Consider the following 17,428-nt stretch of genomic DNA (forward strand, 5'->3'; position numbering starts at 1 on the left):
GGTTAACTAATTATTTTCAAGATATTGATAAACGGCCATCATTTCTTGTTTATTTAACTCCCGAATACGATTGAAAATTGGAATATCTGCTACAGCATCAATATTTGAGCTTTCAGTCACGACATCACTTACATTACCTGTAAGCCAAGTCTGGACGTCAATGCCTTCGACAATTTCTTTACGCCCTTCATCATTAATGCCACTTGCGTAACAACTAACACATGGAATCGTTAACTTATAAACGCCATCGTGAAGTCCATCTTCGGATATGACTTTCTTTCCTTTACAGAATGGACATGGCTGACTAGCTTTTATCTTATTAATTAGAGTGACCAGTTTTTTGTAACCAAACGCTTCATAAACATAGGTCAGCTTTTTGTATTTTCCATTCGTGAAAAACTTATCAATGATGTATTCTCTGGTTTCGGTGATATTCTCAAAATCACAAATCGTAATCTGATTATTCAAGCTAATAGATTCAATACTGCCGCTAATATCGCCCCAGAATGGCAGTGCATTTTGTAATACCATTTCATAGTGCGCAAAGCTCGCTACTTCAAGTTCAAGCATTTTAAGAGCAACTTGTATTTCCCTAGGCAATAGAGAGACATCCTCTGTTAGAACCATATCACCGCCGACAATAGCTTTCATTTTTTCAAGCACCGGTAATTTGCCAACGGTACTGATCGTTTGATCAAGAGGTAGTCCAATGATCTCACGAATATCTGTGTCGCCAAACTTTAGCTTCTTATGATGATTTAGTACGGTTCCTTCACAGATTGGACAGGTAATCAGTATTTTGGATTGTTTAATATGCTCTTTAATAATCGCTTTTGATATCACCATGTAGTTCCCAATGATGTAATTAAAGCCTTCCCAAGTTCTCGTTGCCTTGCTTGCTTTATCATAAAATGACTTTTCCCAATATCCGTACCAAAAAGTATGCTTTTCTGCATCCGTCATCTCATTATAACTCTTACTGATATCTTGTCCGAGTTCATTCTTAATCTCATCAAAGATGAATTTTATTTTGGGGAATTGATAGAATTTCAGAATATCCATTGCATCTGGATGTAATAAGCCATCCCAAAATGGCACGTTTTTATCCTGAAGAACAACTTCAAAATCAAATTTTTCAACGACTCGACGTCCCTTACAGCATGGACAATGATTGTCTTGATAATAGAAATCGAAGCTACTCGTATCTTTATTGGTGGGATGCGCCGTTACAATATGGTTAATCAAGCCACCAATCTCATACAGAAAAGTATATTGACTATATAAGTGGCGTTCCAGATCAATGGCGATGACAGGTGCAATGGTATCCGATTCGTATTCACCATAAATCAAACGCGCCATAGAGGATAAGCTTTTTAAGATGCCACCTTTATAAACGTTTTCCGCATTTTTAAAGTAGGCAATTTGATTTTCTTTTAAATAGTTAATGCCATTATGTTGACGCAGTGTTGAAGAAATCTGCAATGGGGCGACATGATCTTCACTGTTTTGCTCGAGATAATATTTTTGATGACCGACAACTTCTAGATGCTCAACAGGTTCAAGCTGTCTTTTACCAAAATCAACGATAAAATCAGAGTTTTCCAGCATATACGAGTTATGTTCAATCATCATTATGGAGACCGATTCGTCCTGAAGAATGACTCTAATGCTATCAATGAATTGATTTAGAATATTTTGTGATAACCCTTTGGAAGGCTCGTCAAAAATGAAAAGTGTATTGGGGTTTCTTGAACCTGCGAATAGCTCGGAGACTAAATGAACACATTGAAATTCACCTGTGGATAAAGACTGTGTTTTTCTTTCCAACGTTAAATAACCCAGCCCAAGCTTGATCAATAAACTTAAACGTTTATGAGCGAGGTCTTCATTTGGCAGTTCATCAATAATATCTTCAATTGAGCGCTGAAAAATATCATCAATCTCTTCGCTATATTTTGTGAGCTTTCTCTTAATATCAAGAAAAGTCGCAACCGTAGACCGGCTGGTAATCGATTGATTTCGATCCTGCCCCACAATCACCAGCTTATCCTTGGGATATCGCTTCACAAAATCCTTGGACATACACTCATTGACCAATGTAGATTTACCGCAGCCGGATTCCCCAGTGAACGTTACAAGTCTATTACGGGGAATCTGGATTTCGGCGATTTGAATATTACGACAGTAAAGATCATGAAAATGATAATATTCAGTTGGAGCTGTCTGATTTATTTCTCCATTGATAGGCGCCGGACGTGGCGATTCTTCAACGATTTTTCCGCCGTATTTACCACTTCCTGGTCCAAAGAACAATTGCTCGTCCGTTATGTCTAATACGGTATCCGAATGATCAATAAGCCAAATTTGATTCTTAAACCCTAGTTGTTTTATCTGCTCTAATATTTTTAAAAGGGTTTGGTGATCCAGACCCACAGAGATTTCGTCAATGATAATTACTGTATTTTCACTGGTTGCCATGAATTCTGCCAAGTAAAGTCGTGTTAACTCTCCACCTGACAAGGTACCCATTATACGATTTAAGGTTAGATAACCAATATTCATATGGATTATGTTCTTTAGAATGTTTTGTTTACCTTCACTAATGTTTAGAACTTCTGCTAGAGAAAAAATGGTTTCAATGCTTAAGTTATTAATATCGGAGATACTCTTGCCTTCACCTAATAACTCCATTTTGTATTGTTCAGCTTCGTGATTATATCGCTTACCCTTACACTTTTTACATTCGACATTTTTAGTAGTGCCGCGACCTTTACAATCTGGGCACCAGCCTAATTCATTATTAAATGAAAAAACCTCTGGCGATAGGTTATATTGTTCAGCAATCGCAACTCGAATCTCTGTGAACACACCCGTATGTGTGCCAATGGTTGAACGAGGATTGGAAGAAATAGATGATCTCCCTAGAAAAAGTACGAGTGGCATTTCTTCCATCTGAATCGCACTGAAATTAGTCTCCATAATGTTAGGGAATAAATACTGATATTCTGCCTTTGGTAATAAAGAAACGAGACGTTTCTTGGATTCTTCGCCGATGGTTTGACAAAAGGTGGTTTTACCAGATCCGGATAAACCAGCAATCCCTAGAGATTGGTCTACAGGTAATAATGCATCTAACTTATTAATATTGTTCGCAATCAATCGGTTGATTTTCATAGTGGTATCATCTCATCTCCATTCTCTTCATTTAGTATTGCCATCATTTATTCCATTAAAAAGGGCACTTTCCATTTTCAGAAAAGCGCCCTATTCTTGAAATTACAGTTCTGCTAATACTTTTTCAAGCTGACTGCCCATATTCGTCCAAGCATATTTAGCGCCCTCGATAGCACCTTGGCGAGCTTTGGTCTCTTCACTAAATCCAGACTGAGCAAGATGTAGATGAACCTTACCATCTTCCTCTTTGCTCAAAGTCCAAGTAACTGTTGTACCTTCTCCGGCACTATGCCAAGTATAGGATAATGTATGTGGCTCATCTACTATGAGAACCTCGCAATCTACAATACCATCCCACCATTCATTTGGCTCTGCGCGAAATTGAAATTTATGCCCTACGACTGGCTTAAAGTCATTGCTCCAAATCCATTTTGCTAGTGTATCTGAATCCGTTAAAGCGTTCCATACCTTCTCGATGGAGCTTGTAAATTGATAATCTAAGGATACATCTGGTTTCATTATTCTTCCTCCAATAAAAGTTTTAGTTTATCGATTCTTTCTTTCCAGAAGCCTTCGTAAAAAGATACCCAATCCCGAATTTCTTTCAATGGATTGGCATTCAAACGATACCTCGTTTCTCTACCAACCTTTCGAGCAACTACAAGATCAGCCTCTTTAAGAATAGACAAGTGCTTAGATACTGCAGTACGGCCCATATCAAAATGAACTGTGATTTCATGTAGGGGTAATTCATCAACATCAGCCAGGATTTGAAGTAATTTTCGCCTTGTTGGATCTGCAACAGCGTCATATACATCTCTCACTTGACTATTATCGTTCAAAACCACCCCCACCTTTTCCGTAATATTACCTGTAGTGTAACCGATTATACTTCATCAGCACCCAATTGGACACCATTTAGTGTCATATTGATTATAGGACACCAAATGGTGTCGTGTCAAGGTCCTTAAAATTTTAATATTTGATCTTTCAATGGAATAAGGCGTAAATATCGGTGCCTTGTTATTTTATTGCTCCCGTTCCCTGTATAGAAACTTTAACATTTACATCAAAAACAGCTTCGGGATAAATAGACTGCCATTGCTCCCATTCCTTATCCCCTTCATGCCGGGTAGCTCTATAGAGTAATCCAAAACCGAACGGATCTATCCCGTTTTTTTGCAGCTTTTTCAGCAAGCTTGATATCTTCGTCTTTTCTTCCTGTTCAACATGCTTTTCAAATTTAGTCCAATTTTCTTCATACACCTGATTTACGAATTCTTCTACAACTCCACGCATTTGAATAGATACACGAATAACTGGTTTATTCTTATTGTTTGTATCAATCGTATAACGTCTCTTCAACTGTTCAATTGCCAAGACAAAAGGTTGACTTACCATTTTTGTGGTGATTTCGAAATGAGGATAGCTATGAAGAAGTTCTTTAAAGACGCGCGTTTCATCTGTTGTCAAAATCGTTTTTATTTTATGTTTGTCTAAAAGAGCAACCATATCAATTTTGTATACCTCTTTTTCGGTCTCGATAATAGGCAAGTAGGGGTCCATGCCCTTTTCCGTCGTTCGACGATAGAAATCATAAAGGTGTTCGGGAACCGTGAACGATGAGATTGATCCCGATTCGGACAGACTTAATAACAATGCATTACCTGAAAAATTTTCTGATTTTGGTTTCATTTTAAGAACAGTCTCCGCGTTGGGCTTCCCTAATGCCACCATCCCCTCCATCGGAATATCGAATCTTCTTGACAGCCAATTAAGTGGCTCGTTGATACTCTCATGGGCTAATGATTCACCCAAAATACATATTTCTAAAAGACCAAAATTAAGATCTTTCGATGATTTTGACCTTATTCGTCCGATCGCGCCTGATATCGTTTCGGAATTTTCGCTTATAATTTGAATATTATTCACAGAAGGATCAAATTTTTGAGCAGGTAAAGCTAATTTCAATGTCACGCGATATGGATTTTTTACATCATCTGATTGATCTACTCCGATGGCGATTACGAATATTCGTTTGTCGATATCCTTGAATGCACAACCCGATTGTATAACCACTGTAAAGCAGAGAACCAATAGGATAATGTTTCTCATACTTTACGCTTCCATTTCATTACAGCAAACAACGCAACAAGCGCGACCATCAGAAATTCGGTATAAAATCGCAACTCTAGCCAATTGACTGTATAGTTTATGATTTGTTTTAAAGTGAATGTACTGAAGTAGATTACTGTAACAATGGTAAATAGGCAACAAATTGCCCAAGATAATAGTTGTTCCTTTCGAAGATTATTTTGAAATTTCATAGAGAAGCATCCTTTCAACAGCTCAAGTCCAACATGAATGGTTACAGACGCATACACTAAGAGCAAAAAAAGGACGATGAGAAAATAAGGCATAATCGTACGTGAGAATAACCCTGACATCATACCAATTGAATCTAATGCAGAATACGTGGGGGCTATATAATTCCCCACCCCGTAAGTGCCATGAATTCCAATGGAAATAATCAAACCAGTGACTAATATATGCAAATTAACAATAAGGACAATGGGAGTGTATTTCCATTTGATTTTGCTGGGAACAACTCGATTAAATACGATTAAGCCAACAAATCCGGAGAAAACACTATTTGCAGCCGTAATCGTTCCCCATTTCGGCCAAATGAATGCATAATCTGCCATTGCTTTAATGGAATTCCACTCTATTCCTTGACTAAAGATGGCTTTTGTAAATGCATAGTACATTAAAGGAATGCAAATAAAAAGAACGATCTCAAGCGTACTTAAAATTGTTTTGCTTGACCTTGTAGCTCCCCAAGATACTGCAAGAAAAATAAATACCATAATAGTAATTGTGTTTACATCTGTTAGATATAAATTAAAAAAGGTTGATGCGTACCCTATCATGATGCATCCTTTTGTTATAGTCATAATTGAAAAGAATATTAATAATGATATTCTTGCTCCTGCCGGCAAAAACATCCGAAAGATTTCAGGCAAACCCTTCCTTGGAAAATAACCAAGTGACTTGGTCATTGTTACAAGAAATATCATGCCGCTAACCGCACTTATCACAATAGCCAGCATGCTTCCATTAAACCGTTCATTCAATAAAAGGGTATATAATAAAAGACCTGTGATGGTGATCCCATCACACCATAAAACATAAAAAACATATCGATTCAAGGAAAAATATCCTCCTTTCCTTTATAATTTCCCGAATTTTTCTTGTTCTCCGATAAACACTTTTAAATAAGGTTTCCCAAAGCTTTTTAAATCGTTCAAGTAAAGGATCAAACAAAATAGTCCTGCGATTAGACCTACATATCCAAATAAACTAGCTAACAAGATGAAAGGATATTTGACAATCCGTAATGCGAAACTCATAGCATTAATCGGCACGACAAAATTGGCAATGCCAATGGCGGAAGTTACGATAATCATGATATTGCTAACCAGATTTGCCTGCTGCGCAGCTTGTCCTAGAATTAGTCCACCAACTGTTGTTGCCGCTGCGCTGATCGACTTGGGAAGCCGTATACTAGCTTCGATTAAGGTATCGATTAAGAACATCATAATAAGCACTTCAATGTACGACGGATAAGGGATACCCGCACGACTACCGGCAATAGAGAAAGCGAGCTGGGCTTGAAACAACTCAGGGTTGAAAGAGACCAGAGAAATATAAATGCCAGGAAGTAACACAGTAATGAAAATGCCGATATAACGTAGTACCACAAGGCTAAAACCGACCCATAACTGCTCAAAAGTATCATCCATTGAGGAAATGAAATCATAAAAAGTAGCCGGCGCGATTAGAACGAATGGGCTACCTTCCACAAGTATAACGATTTTGCCTTGTTTCAGATTTAACGCGACGCGATCTGGTCTTTCCGTAATCATCAATATAGGAAAAAGCGAGTATTTTCGACTAGTAAGTAATCTTTGAAGGTGTGCCGCCGAAAGAATGACATCCGGTTTGACCGAAGCTAGCTGCGTTTGAAGTTCGCTCAATACTCCCTTATCAACTAGTAGACTGTCATAAATTAAACCAACTTCAGTCTGTGGTAATCCACTAACCTCTCTTTTCTCATAAGCAAGATTTGGGGAGGGATAACGATTCCGAATCAAATTAAGATTTGTATCAATCACATCGCTGAATGAACGTTGCGAGCCATATATCGCTGTTTCCGAGCTTGCATCCCCAAGCTGATTATTGATCACTTTTTTCGCACTGAACAAGAAAAGCTCATTTCCCATTTGAATACAGGCATGACCAATCATCAACTTCTGTAAAATGTCTTCGTCCTTCTCCGGTTTGCTGATGTCAAGAAGAGAAGTAAGATAATCCTTGAATTCCTCTTTTCCTGGGCATTTTAGTATGGAGATGATCAGATCATCCTTAATTTTCTTTTCATCGCAAACGCTGTCCAAGTAGAGGATTTCCAACTCGATATTCTGAATTCGGACGATTTCCTCCTTCATATCACTTGAGGAAGAAAGCTGCTTCTTAATTAGTTGAAAAGCTTCGATCATGATGTAGCAATCCTCCAGTTCGTTTTTGATATCATTTCCTTTTATTCTCAGTTTTATCCTACCTGTAAATATACTGGTAATTGAAGGAACCATGTTCATACTCTTAGTTCTAAAACAAAAAGGCAGGAACAAGGTTTATCACCTTAGTCCCTGCCTTTCAATTACCACGTCAATTCAACGCATTACATTTTTACTCAATAAAGTGGCAACACTTCTTGTTTAAGCCCTGAAAAAAGTTCGCCGGATTGTTTAAAGAAGGTGTCAGGCAAATGATAGTAAGCATCTCCCATAGATACGACTTTTAATTCAGGAATGATATACATGCCCATATAGGTTCCATCCTTGAGGTTGAACTTTAACTGATACGATTTTCCTTGGGATTGCGCCTCTGCAATAGCCTCGTATTCTTTATTACTTAAATCAGCTGTTTTTGCGCTGTACAGCCCATCAATGATAGACTCTACAGAAGCATGATCTGTCATTTTCTTTAACACGTCATTTCCCACATGATTAAGAACATGAATATCTTTTGCATGCTCTTTTAGATTAGACATATCCAGATATTCCTTAGCGGTCATCGTAGAATCGTTAGTCTTCGCTACGATTTCTGCCAAATAATAATGCTCCTCAACTTTAACAGCGATGCGGAATTGGGATGGGTACGTCGGAATCTCATATAACTTACCTCCAACAGCGAACGTAGACGAAAAATCCTTTTCTACAACTTCTCCTCCATTGTTCTTCCCAATCTCTTGGTTAATATCAAAATCTATGGTACCAAGTGATTTTTCAGGCTTCATTCCTTTGAACTTAAACTGAGCACCATCACTTACGAATGCATAACGAAATCCGTTGTAATTTAAAATTTTCCGAACTCCGGTAGGCGCTGAGACTGGGGTTTGCTGCGAGATTTGTGGTGAATTTGTTAATGATGACTTTAGAGGAGATGTATAAATGGCCACTCCTAACACAAGTGCAGCACAAGCAGCCATGGTTCCCCACTTCGCATATGTTCTCTTATTAGTACGCCTCGCAGTGTCGGCCTTTTCCACCAGATTGCCGTCTACATAACCAATAGTCTTAAATAGATCTTTATTATTCATAGGATATAGCCCTCTTTCATAAGGTATAATTGGAGTTTTTTTCGTGTTCTAAAAAGAACCGATTTCGTTTTACTTTCACTTATTGAGAATCGAGTTGCGATATCAGCCAAAGAATCGGAATACCAGTAACGTCTCAGAAAAATATTCCGATGATCTTCGTTAATCTTCAGCAGGAAATTGCTTATGGATTCAGCGATTTGTTCTTCCTCATATTGACTTTCGACATTGTCTGGAGAGGATAAACAATCATTTAATTCATCAAGAATCGTATCGAATGTTTTATTCCGCTTTTTGGCCATGTAATAATCGTGTTTATTTAACGCGATATTTCGTGTGATTCTCCCCAAAAAAGATGAGAGCTTAGCAGGCGTCTTCGGCGGTATCGTTTCCCACGCTCCTAGAAAGGTATCGTTCACGCATTCTTCCGAGTCTTCAAAATTAGACAGAATGTTATGAGCAATCTTGGTACAATAATTTCTATATTTTTTGGATGTTTCTTCTATTGCTGTTTCATTGCGGGCAAAGTACAGCTGTATGATTTCACTATCGTCCACTCCATCACTTCCGTTCAGTTTGATTAAGGCCTCACTTATAAAGTAAGAAAAGAAGGGTTTTGGTTGCAAAAAAGTTTTTTTCTTATGTACTAGTGCGGGAAATCATTTTATGTCTTCATAAGCTTCGACATTCAATGCCAATAATATGACGTGTGATCTTATCCTTTTGATTCCTATGAAAAAAGCCGGTGTACCCTATAATGGGCAACACCGGCCAATATATTAAAAGTAGAAACTATAGAGGAATTGCTGTAGCTTCATGATAGAAGCATAGACGCTCCGCGATTTCGTGAACTGACCTTTTTTTTTGTTCAAATCATGCTATTCAGCCACAAACCGTTTATTGTTTAAATCCAATTTGTAAAAGATATCTTTTGCATCTGCTTCTTGTGTACCTGCTCCAACTGGTGGATGGACTACTAAGATATTATTTTCGACACTTGGTAAAGGCTCAGCTTCTGAATAAAGAAGTGTTTTCGAGACTTGATCCTTCTTTACGATTTCTAATGGGAATACATCTTCATTTTGCTTATCAATCGCGAAAATATATCCTTCCACGCCATGACCTGTTTGATATTGAGGAGTAAGGATGTAAACCTCAGCTTCTTTAAAACTCAGCTTCTCAAAAGATATTTTTTTGCTGGATGGTCGAAAAAACAAGTAATTGGGTAGTTCCATTAAGACTTTGTCCTGATCTCCCTGTCTGTAGATAATAGAGTAATTACTCTGAAACGTCTGATCACCCTCTTGTCCCATCGTGCTCGATACGACCAAATGCCCAAGTTCTTCTCTACCTTTGGCTATCATCAATAATGTTCCCTTTTCCGTTTGCTGTTCCGCCCGAATTGATTTATCCTCATTTACTGCGTCAATTACAATAGAATCCATGAGATCGTTTTTTGGAAATAAGCTAACCTCTGATGGTTTTTGTTCCTGAGTATATGAGTTGACTTGTTGATGGTTACAGGCAACGAGTAAACTAAATGCTAAAACCGATGATGCTACTTGCAAAATAAGCTTGTTAATTGTAACCCTCTCACTTTCATTTACAGCTGGGGTACAACTGCTCCCGAATTACAGTCCAGTCTGTATTCATAATTGTTTTATAAACCAGGGCTTAATTAATGGTATTACCATGGCTGGTTGCATAGCTTTTGTATGATCCATTTGGCTTCCCGTTAGCACTTCAACATCCCAGCCTAAATCACACAGCTTCGTCGTATTCTTCTTTAATATCCCAGCAATATCAACGGTAACATTTCCAAAATTCTCACCATATACGATAGTATCATTTTCTCCTGCAAAAGCTAATTTTGGAAGACTAAGCAATTGGTGAATACTACGATCATCAAAAGCAGTGAGGCTCTCGTATAAGGCAACAAATTGAGCTGTTACACGGGTATCCATTGATACTTTGATGTTGTCCCAGTCTATCTCATCAGGATTCTCTGTTTCCATAGAGCTTTTTTCAGCTGCCTCATTTTGATTATTCAAAGCTTGGGTATGTGTTTTTTGAGTTACAATCAGCATCTCTTGATAGGGACCATTATAAGGCGGAAAACCTCCCATGACCAAGCTTTCCAGACGATTTGTTCTGATAGCCAATTGTAGTCCAATTAAAGCTAGCCAGGAATAACCGTAGTAGCTAAAGCTCTTAACGTTCATTTCATCAGCAATGAGGAGCAGATCCTTCACAATATGGTCTACGGTTAAGTTGTCCACTGGATGTTGAAAGAGATGACCTTCATAATCAAAATAAAGCACTTGAAACGTATCCGCTAGACCTTCAACAAAATGTTTACCTAATTCAGGATCTACGCCCCATAGCTTTAGATTTTCTGCCTCCTGATTGTACACGGATTTTTTAGCGATAGGTAACATAATGGTTGGACGATCTGATCCTCCTGTCAATCCTACTTCTATTGCTGAATGGTTGGTTAATCGTATGATTTTTTTCAAACAATCCTCTCCTTACTGTTTTATAAAAATATCATATAACATTCATGCAATCTTTCGGTTTATCCCATACTAAGCCTTGATATATCTAATTAAATTAGATTTAATGTTGTTGTAGCACTTGAAGGTTTAACTTTAATGTTCTGGGGCGATGACGATTATGGGAGATAATTATACACCAACAATGATAGCTAAGAAATTAAATGTAAGTACCACTACATTAAGAAGATATGAAGATCAAGGCTTAGTTCCAGAAGTCCCGAGGACTCCTAGCAATCGCCGGTGTTATACAGACATTCATGTCCAAGCTTTTATTACGATTCGGGAACTTTTACAAGGATATGAGATTCCAGTTGTGTACGATGTGATGAGAAAGATTAAAGCTCGGCAAATTGAGGATGCACTTTGGTCAATCAATCAGGAACAGCATAATACACAAACGGAAAAGCATAGGTTAGAGGATGTGTTACGCATGTTCCGAAATGCAGATTTATCAAAATACAACGATTTAGAGGTCACAAATGCAATGACTATTGGTGAAGTTGCACAAATGGCAGGCGTTAAGCCCTCAGCCATTCGACATTGGGAACAAGAAGGCCTTATTACTTCTAACAGAAACAAAGACAACGGCTATAGGGTCTATACTATAACGGAATTAAGAAAGATTATACTGATCAGCAGTTTAAGGAAAACCGTGTATTACATCGAGAACATGAAACAACTCCTGAATGAAATAGAGACACAAAACTATAAAAAAGTAGAATTGTCATTCGAGCTTGCGTTACAAAAATTAAACAGTCAATTAATGAAGAAGTTTTTAGGGATCGCTGAGCTTATGAAATATGTGAAATACTATTAAACTTGATAACTTGATAACTTGATATCAACAAGCAATCTTCCCAAAAAGAAGAAAACTTAACTCAAATACCAGTGCACCTGCATACCCCTTCTTTCGGCAAGAAGTCCTTACAGCAATAAACATATTCTGGCTCAGAATTCGATCGAATGCATAGATTTTTTGGAACATAATTAATCCTTCTTAAAATCATTTATAAGAACACAAAAAACTCCTCCCTTAAGGGACGGAGTTGATTTCGCGTTACCACCCTGATGGGTGTATTCATGAATACACCCTCTCTGTTATCGTCCAATAACGATGCCCCCTTGTAAACGGCAGAATCTCGGAACTATTTAGACAGCCGCTAGTTTATTGAACTAACGTGTCCCGTTAGTTCAGCGAACTGGTGTATTAAGATCTAAGTATATTTGTATTCCCGTTTAGCATATCTTCAAAAACTGGTCGTTGAACTTTGTTTATTTGATCCAGTGAGATATCGTTAATATCCCAAAACTGTAATTTCAACGATTCGCATAGATCGTCCTGATATCTTATCGCATCCCCATCCTCAGATAAATACTGATTATAATCAGTCCAGGCATTGAAAAGAAACATAACAAAAACAACCTTGTTGCCATCAGGATAGGAGTATTCCATCCTTGGACCGCTATATACAGCGTAAAATTCACAATCCGTAACAGTTAATCCTGTTTCCTCAATAACTTCCCGGATCATTGTCTCTTGGATAGTCTCACCTGGATTCATGCCTCCGCCTGGTAATCCCCAGTCTCCGTAATCGGATCTTTGCTGCAATAAAATTCTTCCTTTACTATCTCTTATAATTGCTCCGCCAGTTACAACAATCCGCATTTATAGTAGCTCCTTACTTGGTAGAAATACATAAGTTGATTATTCTAGGCTTTTAAGGTAAAGTCCTTTCAAGAATTGAATTGTTGAATTATTCTGCCCGTTACTTTAATAGGCTTCAGATAAAGCCGGCAGCAGTTGTTATTGTGCTATAGTGTCCCGTTAGCTAATTGATTACCTTTGAAAAGTGAGTCAGTATTTGAAATGTATCCATAAATGAAAAATGTATTGTTTTCTTCTCTATACGGAATTCTTAATTCATGTAAAATCGAAAGAAATTCTTTACTTATGTCAATTAATTCAGGAGGAAGCAGATTCCCCTTGTGCTTCTGATACCTTGGTCTAACCCGTATCCATTCTACAGAAAAAAAAGGTGAAGGTCCTTCTATCCAATCCCCTAAATACCAGACGTCGGTTTCAAAGTTCTCTGGATAAAGTACATCATCTAATACATACTTAGCTTGATATGGCGGGGTAAAAGGGAGTTTATTTATTACATCACTTTGTAAGTTTCCCCACTTAGTGTCATTCATAACTGAACATAATTGTTTCTGTGTAATAACTTCATGTACCCTTTTTTTAAAATCCAGTTCATAACCCACAATAAAAAAACCTCCTGAATAAACAACATAAAGCGGCATCAGAGAAGGCGAATCGTACCTTATCGCGGCCTTTAAACGACAAAATGGTGCCGATAGCCATCGCCCCATAGCTGCAAAGAAATAATGAGCCTAATCCGACAGTGCTCGCATGATGTTGGATTTCGCCTCTGCCGCAATCGCTTCATTCCCATCATCGACCGCTTGCATCAAGATCAGTACGGGGATGTATACCGCGATCAGCCGCGCCAGCAGCTTCGTTTCCTCGTCCGCTCCTCCGTAAGTTTCGAAAAACACGCCGCGAGCGTAAGGTGGTAAAAAGCTGTAAGCAACGCTCAAATCGCAAGCCGGATGGCCTACGCTCAGATCGCCCCAATCAATGATGCCGGAAACGATCCCGTTCTCATTCACAAGCATATTTTTGAAATGAAGATCGCCATGTAGCAGTACATTCACCGCCTCGACACGGTCCGTTTGCAGCCTGCTAATATACGCTTCGATCACACCGGATTCCTCCGGCGACAAGTGTTCAACCACCTTCGATAGAAAGCCCTCCAATTTCACTTTGCGCGATGCTATGTCCGTCAAGCTTCGATGATCTTGCTGAACTCCGCACTTCAGCGCCGCCTGCACCGGAAACTCATGCAATCTCCGCAAAAATTTCGCCAGCGTCTCTGCCGATAAAGCCCGGTGTTCTTCCGTCAAACCGATGGGGAAATCTCCTGGCACGTAGGCATAGCCAAGAAATGGTGCCGGGTATTCGTCACTTGCTTCACCATAAAACAACGGTTTCGGATAGGGGATGGTCATATATGCCTCCAGCTTCGGCAGCAGCTTCCCTTCCATACGAATCGAGCCAACTGCAATCGTTCTTCTTGGAAACCGGAACACGTACTCATCACCGATGAGAAAAACCGTATTGTCCCAGCCCCAGCCCAATCGCTTCACTTGCTTCGATGACAGCTGAGAAAATTGTCTGCCGATCAGCGTCCGCGCCTGCTCTTCGTTAACCTCCCACTCCGCATCCCATACATTCGTTCCTCCCATGAAATATCTGCCTCCTCGTTCCTTACTTTATTTAGACGTTTACATTCCCTGAAAGTTACGCATAACTGCCCGTTAGCACAACGAAGCTGCCAATTCATGTCGGCAGCTTCGTCCTGGTGTTATTGAGCTATAGTGTCCCGTTAGCCATCCATGCAGCGCAAGCCCAGCGTTAATAAACTACGCTGCTCAATAATGAATTTTCATTTCCTACATGGGCATCTACACAATCATATAGTCATTAACCTACATATTTGTAGGCATAGGGTATTCGACTTATGATAAGGGGATGTTTAATTTGTACAAACAAATTCAAAAGCATTCGTATGGTAACTATACTCATTTAAGAAAAATTTCTTTGCTTGATATGAAACAAGGCGATGTAAATGGGGACGGAATAATTGATAACGTGTATTTATATGGAGATAAATCCAATGGAATCTTTGCAGATAATATTACGCTTATTATTCAAGATGGACTTTCTAATCAAAGTACAACGGTAAATCTTCAAAACAATGCGGGATATAGTGCTAGGCTATTCCTTGGGGATTTTTCTAAGGATAATGTACAGGACATTTTAGTAAGTATTGATTCTGGAGGAAGCGGCGGATATGGTACTTTTTATATTTATTCCTTCAAGAATAACATTCTACATGAAATGTTTGATGTTGAAAAATATAATAAAGAGTATAAGTTCAATGTAAATTATGAAGATTTTTACAAAGTGAGCGTAGGAAGTCCTCATCTTGACGTGTTGTTTACAATAGACATTAGTAATAAAGACTATGACTACTTATCACAATATTACAAAGAAAATGGTAAACTTAAGCAACCAATCAAAGGTGAGGTTCTTGCTTTAGGTGCATTATATCCCATAGTTACAAACGAAAAAAGTATGGGTTATGATTTACTTGCTATTCAACGTATTATTGGTACTTCTAACTCCGATACAATAGGGTATGTCGAAAACCTAATGACTTGGAATGGCACTCAATTTACATCCTTACGATTGTCTGTAGCTATACTTGGTACGAGGTTAATCAGCCTTTACTGATCATTTCTGTAATGGTATTCAGAGAGGCATTAGCCGCTCACATTCGTCCAATCCATCAAATTCATTCCTATGTATCAATAGACTTTTTCCTTAAACTAAACTGCCCGTTAGCACAACGAAGCTGCCAATTCATGTCGGCAACTTCGTCCTGGTGTTATTGAGCTATAGTGTCCCGTTAGTTGAACAAGCATGCTTTCTTTTATTACATAATATCTTCGTACTGCGTAACAATCGTTAAGACTCTCGATGAAAAAGCTTCTTTAAGATAACGGCAGAATACATAAATGAATACACATTTCTTTACTGGATATATTAAGTTTGTTTGTATAGTGAATTAAGATGAAAGAAGGATAATGGCTCATGAAGGTATTAATTTGCTTTGTAATCCTAATATCAATGGTTGGAACACAAAGTCCATTTTGCAATGCAGTTGAGAAGCCGCTTGAGGACTCAAGGGAATTACAACTTCAAGATATGCTTGTTTTGCAATTACTACCGCATATGCGAAATAAACTTGAAGAGGTATACTCACATGTATTTACTGTACCGGTTCAACCCGATATTTATCCTTATTTTGTTGATGTGAAGCAAATCGAAAGGGTTAATGGCTTCCGTGGCTTTGATTTTTTGATCACACTTGATGCGCATCCAACAATTGGCCCTCATATCCCTATCGGCGAAGATGTTTTTACATATCGGATCTCACCATTTGGAATTGAACTCAAAAAATTTGAACATCTTAAAGGACCAAATAAGAATGACTTTCCCTCCAATTATCAAGATCTATTGAAGTAACGGGAAACTTCAGTCCATCAACATGGCGGCAGTATGACTTTGTTTTTCGTTCAGAGATACCGCGAAAGACTGAGTTTTCTCACTGCACTCCCTTACTGCACAGTTTGCGTCAAATGCGACATAAAACCTCTACTTATCTTGTTTAACATAACTGCCCTTTAGTTTGTAATGGCGACAAAGCTCTCTCCGACTTTCGCCTCGGAGTTGCGCGTATATTTGAGTGGTCGATGCCTTGTCATGACCGAGCATTCCTTGAATGAAGTCTAAGGGAGCACCATTATCAAGGAGTTGGCATGCATATGTATGTCAAAAGCGATGCGGGTACACATTCACTTCAAGTTCTCCCCGATCTGCAAGCCGTTTTATTGCCCACCTAATTGTAGGTATAGCCATTCGTTTTGTTGGATGCGTATCGGTAACAAATAAGGCTTTGCAGGAATCCTCACGGCTAGCCAGGTACTTTTTTAACCATACTTTGCACTCTGTCGTAACGTAAACTTCTCTTTGCTTCGATCCCTTGCCATTTACGATTGCTGAGCAGTTCTCCCAGTTTAGATCTTCGATGTTGATCTTTTCTACCTCCCCAACCCGGCAGCCGGTACTATAGTGAAACTCAAGCAGTGCTCTTTCCCTGACGGACTGACATGAGATTTTCAAGTGTATGACATCTTCTTCAATCAAAAACTTAGGAATGCGCTTATCTAATTTGGGTTCTCTCAATTTCAAAGAAGGATTTGAAGTCAGATACGTCTCTTCATAAGCATAGCGGAAAAGAGAACGAACAAAACGAATTCGATGACCAAGGCTGTTTGGCTTCTAGTAACTATCAAATCTAGTTTGCTTCTAGAGAGAGGTTTTAATCTGCCTGCAGTATTAAACTAGCAT

The 17,428-nt window shown here is 38.6% G+C and carries 16 protein-coding genes and 1 pseudogene; 3 read left to right on the forward strand and 14 right to left on the reverse strand.

Annotated features, from left to right (window positions below):
- Nucleotides 1-6: 6 nt before the first annotated feature.
- From NSQ29_RS12180 to NSQ29_RS12225, 10 genes are all read right to left on the reverse strand, one after another.
- Nucleotides 7-3,174 (reverse strand): ATP-binding cassette domain-containing protein, encoded by a 3,168-nt coding sequence (locus tag NSQ29_RS12180; RefSeq protein ID WP_341125172.1) that lies wholly within the window; start codon nucleotides 3,172-3,174, stop codon nucleotides 7-9.
- A gap of 102 nt (nucleotides 3,175-3,276) precedes the next feature.
- Nucleotides 3,277-3,693, reverse strand: coding sequence for an SRPBCC family protein (locus NSQ29_RS12185; RefSeq protein ID WP_341125173.1), 417 nt, complete (start codon nucleotides 3,691-3,693; stop codon nucleotides 3,277-3,279).
- Nucleotides 3,693-4,022, reverse strand: a complete 330-nt coding sequence (locus NSQ29_RS12190; RefSeq protein WP_081951121.1) for an ArsR/SmtB family transcription factor — start codon at nucleotides 4,020-4,022, stop codon at nucleotides 3,693-3,695. Before NSQ29_RS12190 ends, NSQ29_RS12185 begins: the two co-directional genes overlap by 1 nt.
- Nucleotides 4,023-4,197: 175 nt before the next feature.
- Complete coding sequence (locus tag NSQ29_RS12195; protein WP_339248262.1) at nucleotides 4,198-5,289, reverse strand: Ger(x)C family spore germination protein; 1,092 nt, start codon at nucleotides 5,287-5,289, stop codon at nucleotides 4,198-4,200.
- Nucleotides 5,286-6,383, reverse strand: coding sequence for a hypothetical protein (locus NSQ29_RS12200; RefSeq protein WP_341125174.1), 1,098 nt, complete (start codon nucleotides 6,381-6,383; stop codon nucleotides 5,286-5,288). Before NSQ29_RS12200 ends, NSQ29_RS12195 begins: the two co-directional genes overlap by 4 nt.
- Nucleotides 6,384-6,404: 21 nt before the next feature.
- Entirely contained in the window at nucleotides 6,405-7,733 is a 1,329-nt protein-coding gene (locus tag NSQ29_RS12205) for a spore germination protein (RefSeq protein WP_341125175.1), read from the reverse strand.
- A gap of 194 nt (nucleotides 7,734-7,927) precedes the next feature.
- On the reverse strand, nucleotides 7,928-8,836 hold the full coding sequence (locus tag NSQ29_RS12210; RefSeq protein WP_341125176.1) for a hypothetical protein: 909 nt from the start codon (nucleotides 8,834-8,836) through the stop codon (nucleotides 7,928-7,930).
- Entirely contained in the window at nucleotides 8,833-9,459 is a 627-nt protein-coding gene (locus NSQ29_RS12215; RefSeq protein ID WP_339271338.1) for an RNA polymerase sigma factor, read from the reverse strand. Before NSQ29_RS12215 ends, NSQ29_RS12210 begins: the two co-directional genes overlap by 4 nt.
- Nucleotides 9,460-9,711: 252 nt before the next feature.
- A complete protein-coding gene (locus NSQ29_RS12220; protein WP_341125177.1) occupies nucleotides 9,712-10,401 on the reverse strand; it encodes a hypothetical protein in 690 nt (229 codons plus the stop codon).
- Nucleotides 10,402-10,482: 81 nt separating this feature from the next.
- Entirely contained in the window at nucleotides 10,483-11,349 is an 867-nt protein-coding gene (locus NSQ29_RS12225; RefSeq protein WP_340969443.1) for an alpha/beta fold hydrolase, read from the reverse strand.
- Between the two features lie 157 nt (nucleotides 11,350-11,506).
- On the opposite strand from NSQ29_RS12225, the gene NSQ29_RS12230 reads away from it, so the two are divergent.
- The gene (locus NSQ29_RS12230) at nucleotides 11,507-12,205 is read left to right on the forward strand and encodes a MerR family DNA-binding transcriptional regulator (protein ID WP_341125178.1); all 699 of its coding nucleotides are present in this window, start codon (nucleotides 11,507-11,509) and stop codon (nucleotides 12,203-12,205) included.
- Nucleotides 12,206-12,595: 390 nt separating this feature from the next.
- On the opposite strand, the gene NSQ29_RS12235 is transcribed toward NSQ29_RS12230, so the two are convergent.
- The 3 genes from NSQ29_RS12235 to NSQ29_RS12245 all read right to left on the reverse strand — a co-directional run bounded on the left by NSQ29_RS12235 (nucleotide 12,596) and on the right by NSQ29_RS12245 (nucleotide 14,697).
- On the reverse strand, nucleotides 12,596-13,054 hold the full coding sequence (locus tag NSQ29_RS12235; RefSeq protein ID WP_076286185.1) for an NUDIX domain-containing protein: 459 nt from the start codon (nucleotides 13,052-13,054) through the stop codon (nucleotides 12,596-12,598).
- A gap of 146 nt (nucleotides 13,055-13,200) precedes the next feature.
- The gene (locus NSQ29_RS12240; RefSeq protein ID WP_341125179.1) at nucleotides 13,201-13,653 is read right to left on the reverse strand and encodes a DUF6678 family protein; all 453 of its coding nucleotides are present in this window, start codon (nucleotides 13,651-13,653) and stop codon (nucleotides 13,201-13,203) included.
- A gap of 129 nt (nucleotides 13,654-13,782) precedes the next feature.
- On the reverse strand, nucleotides 13,783-14,697 hold the full coding sequence (locus tag NSQ29_RS12245) for a phosphotransferase (protein WP_341125180.1): 915 nt from the start codon (nucleotides 14,695-14,697) through the stop codon (nucleotides 13,783-13,785).
- A 295-nt stretch (nucleotides 14,698-14,992) separates the two neighbouring features.
- Between NSQ29_RS12245 and NSQ29_RS12250 the strand changes: the two genes are divergently transcribed.
- Complete coding sequence (locus tag NSQ29_RS12250; protein WP_341125181.1) at nucleotides 14,993-15,748, forward strand: VCBS repeat-containing protein; 756 nt, start codon at nucleotides 14,993-14,995, stop codon at nucleotides 15,746-15,748.
- 360 nt (nucleotides 15,749-16,108) lie between these two features.
- Complete coding sequence (locus NSQ29_RS12255; RefSeq protein ID WP_341125182.1) at nucleotides 16,109-16,543, forward strand: DUF3888 domain-containing protein; 435 nt, start codon at nucleotides 16,109-16,111, stop codon at nucleotides 16,541-16,543.
- A gap of 129 nt (nucleotides 16,544-16,672) precedes the next feature.
- Here the strand turns inward: NSQ29_RS12255 and NSQ29_RS12260 are convergent.
- A pseudogene (locus tag NSQ29_RS12260) lies at nucleotides 16,673-17,269 on the reverse strand (tyrosine-type recombinase/integrase).
- Between the last annotated feature and the right edge of the window lie 159 nt (nucleotides 17,270-17,428).

The sequence above is a fragment of the Paenibacillus sp. FSL F4-0236 genome (assembly GCF_038000135.1).
Classification (GTDB): Bacteria; Bacillota; Bacilli; order Paenibacillales; family Paenibacillaceae; genus Paenibacillus_AQ.

Bases quoted from the DNA above. Each gene is read 5' to 3' on its own strand.
- NSQ29_RS12245 (WP_341125180.1), bottom strand. From the start codon at position 14,697: ATGGGAGGAACGAATGTATGGGATGCGGAGTGGGAGGTTAACGAAGAG.
- NSQ29_RS12235 (WP_076286185.1), bottom strand. From the start codon at position 13,054: ATGCGGATTGTTGTAACTGGCGGAGCAATTATAAGAGATAGTAAAGGA.
- NSQ29_RS12255 (WP_341125182.1), top strand. From the start codon at position 16,109: ATGAAGGTATTAATTTGCTTTGTAATCCTAATATCAATGGTTGGAACA.
- NSQ29_RS12230 (WP_341125178.1), top strand. From the start codon at position 11,507: ATGGGAGATAATTATACACCAACAATGATAGCTAAGAAATTAAATGTA.
- NSQ29_RS12195 (WP_339248262.1), bottom strand. From the start codon at position 5,289: ATGAGAAACATTATCCTATTGGTTCTCTGCTTTACAGTGGTTATACAA.
- NSQ29_RS12185 (WP_341125173.1), bottom strand. From the start codon at position 3,693: ATGAAACCAGATGTATCCTTAGATTATCAATTTACAAGCTCCATCGAG.
- NSQ29_RS12205 (WP_341125175.1), bottom strand. From the start codon at position 7,733: ATGATCGAAGCTTTTCAACTAATTAAGAAGCAGCTTTCTTCCTCAAGT.
- NSQ29_RS12180 (WP_341125172.1), bottom strand. From the start codon at position 3,174: ATGAAAATCAACCGATTGATTGCGAACAATATTAATAAGTTAGATGCA.
- NSQ29_RS12210 (WP_341125176.1), bottom strand. From the start codon at position 8,836: ATGAATAATAAAGATCTATTTAAGACTATTGGTTATGTAGACGGCAAT.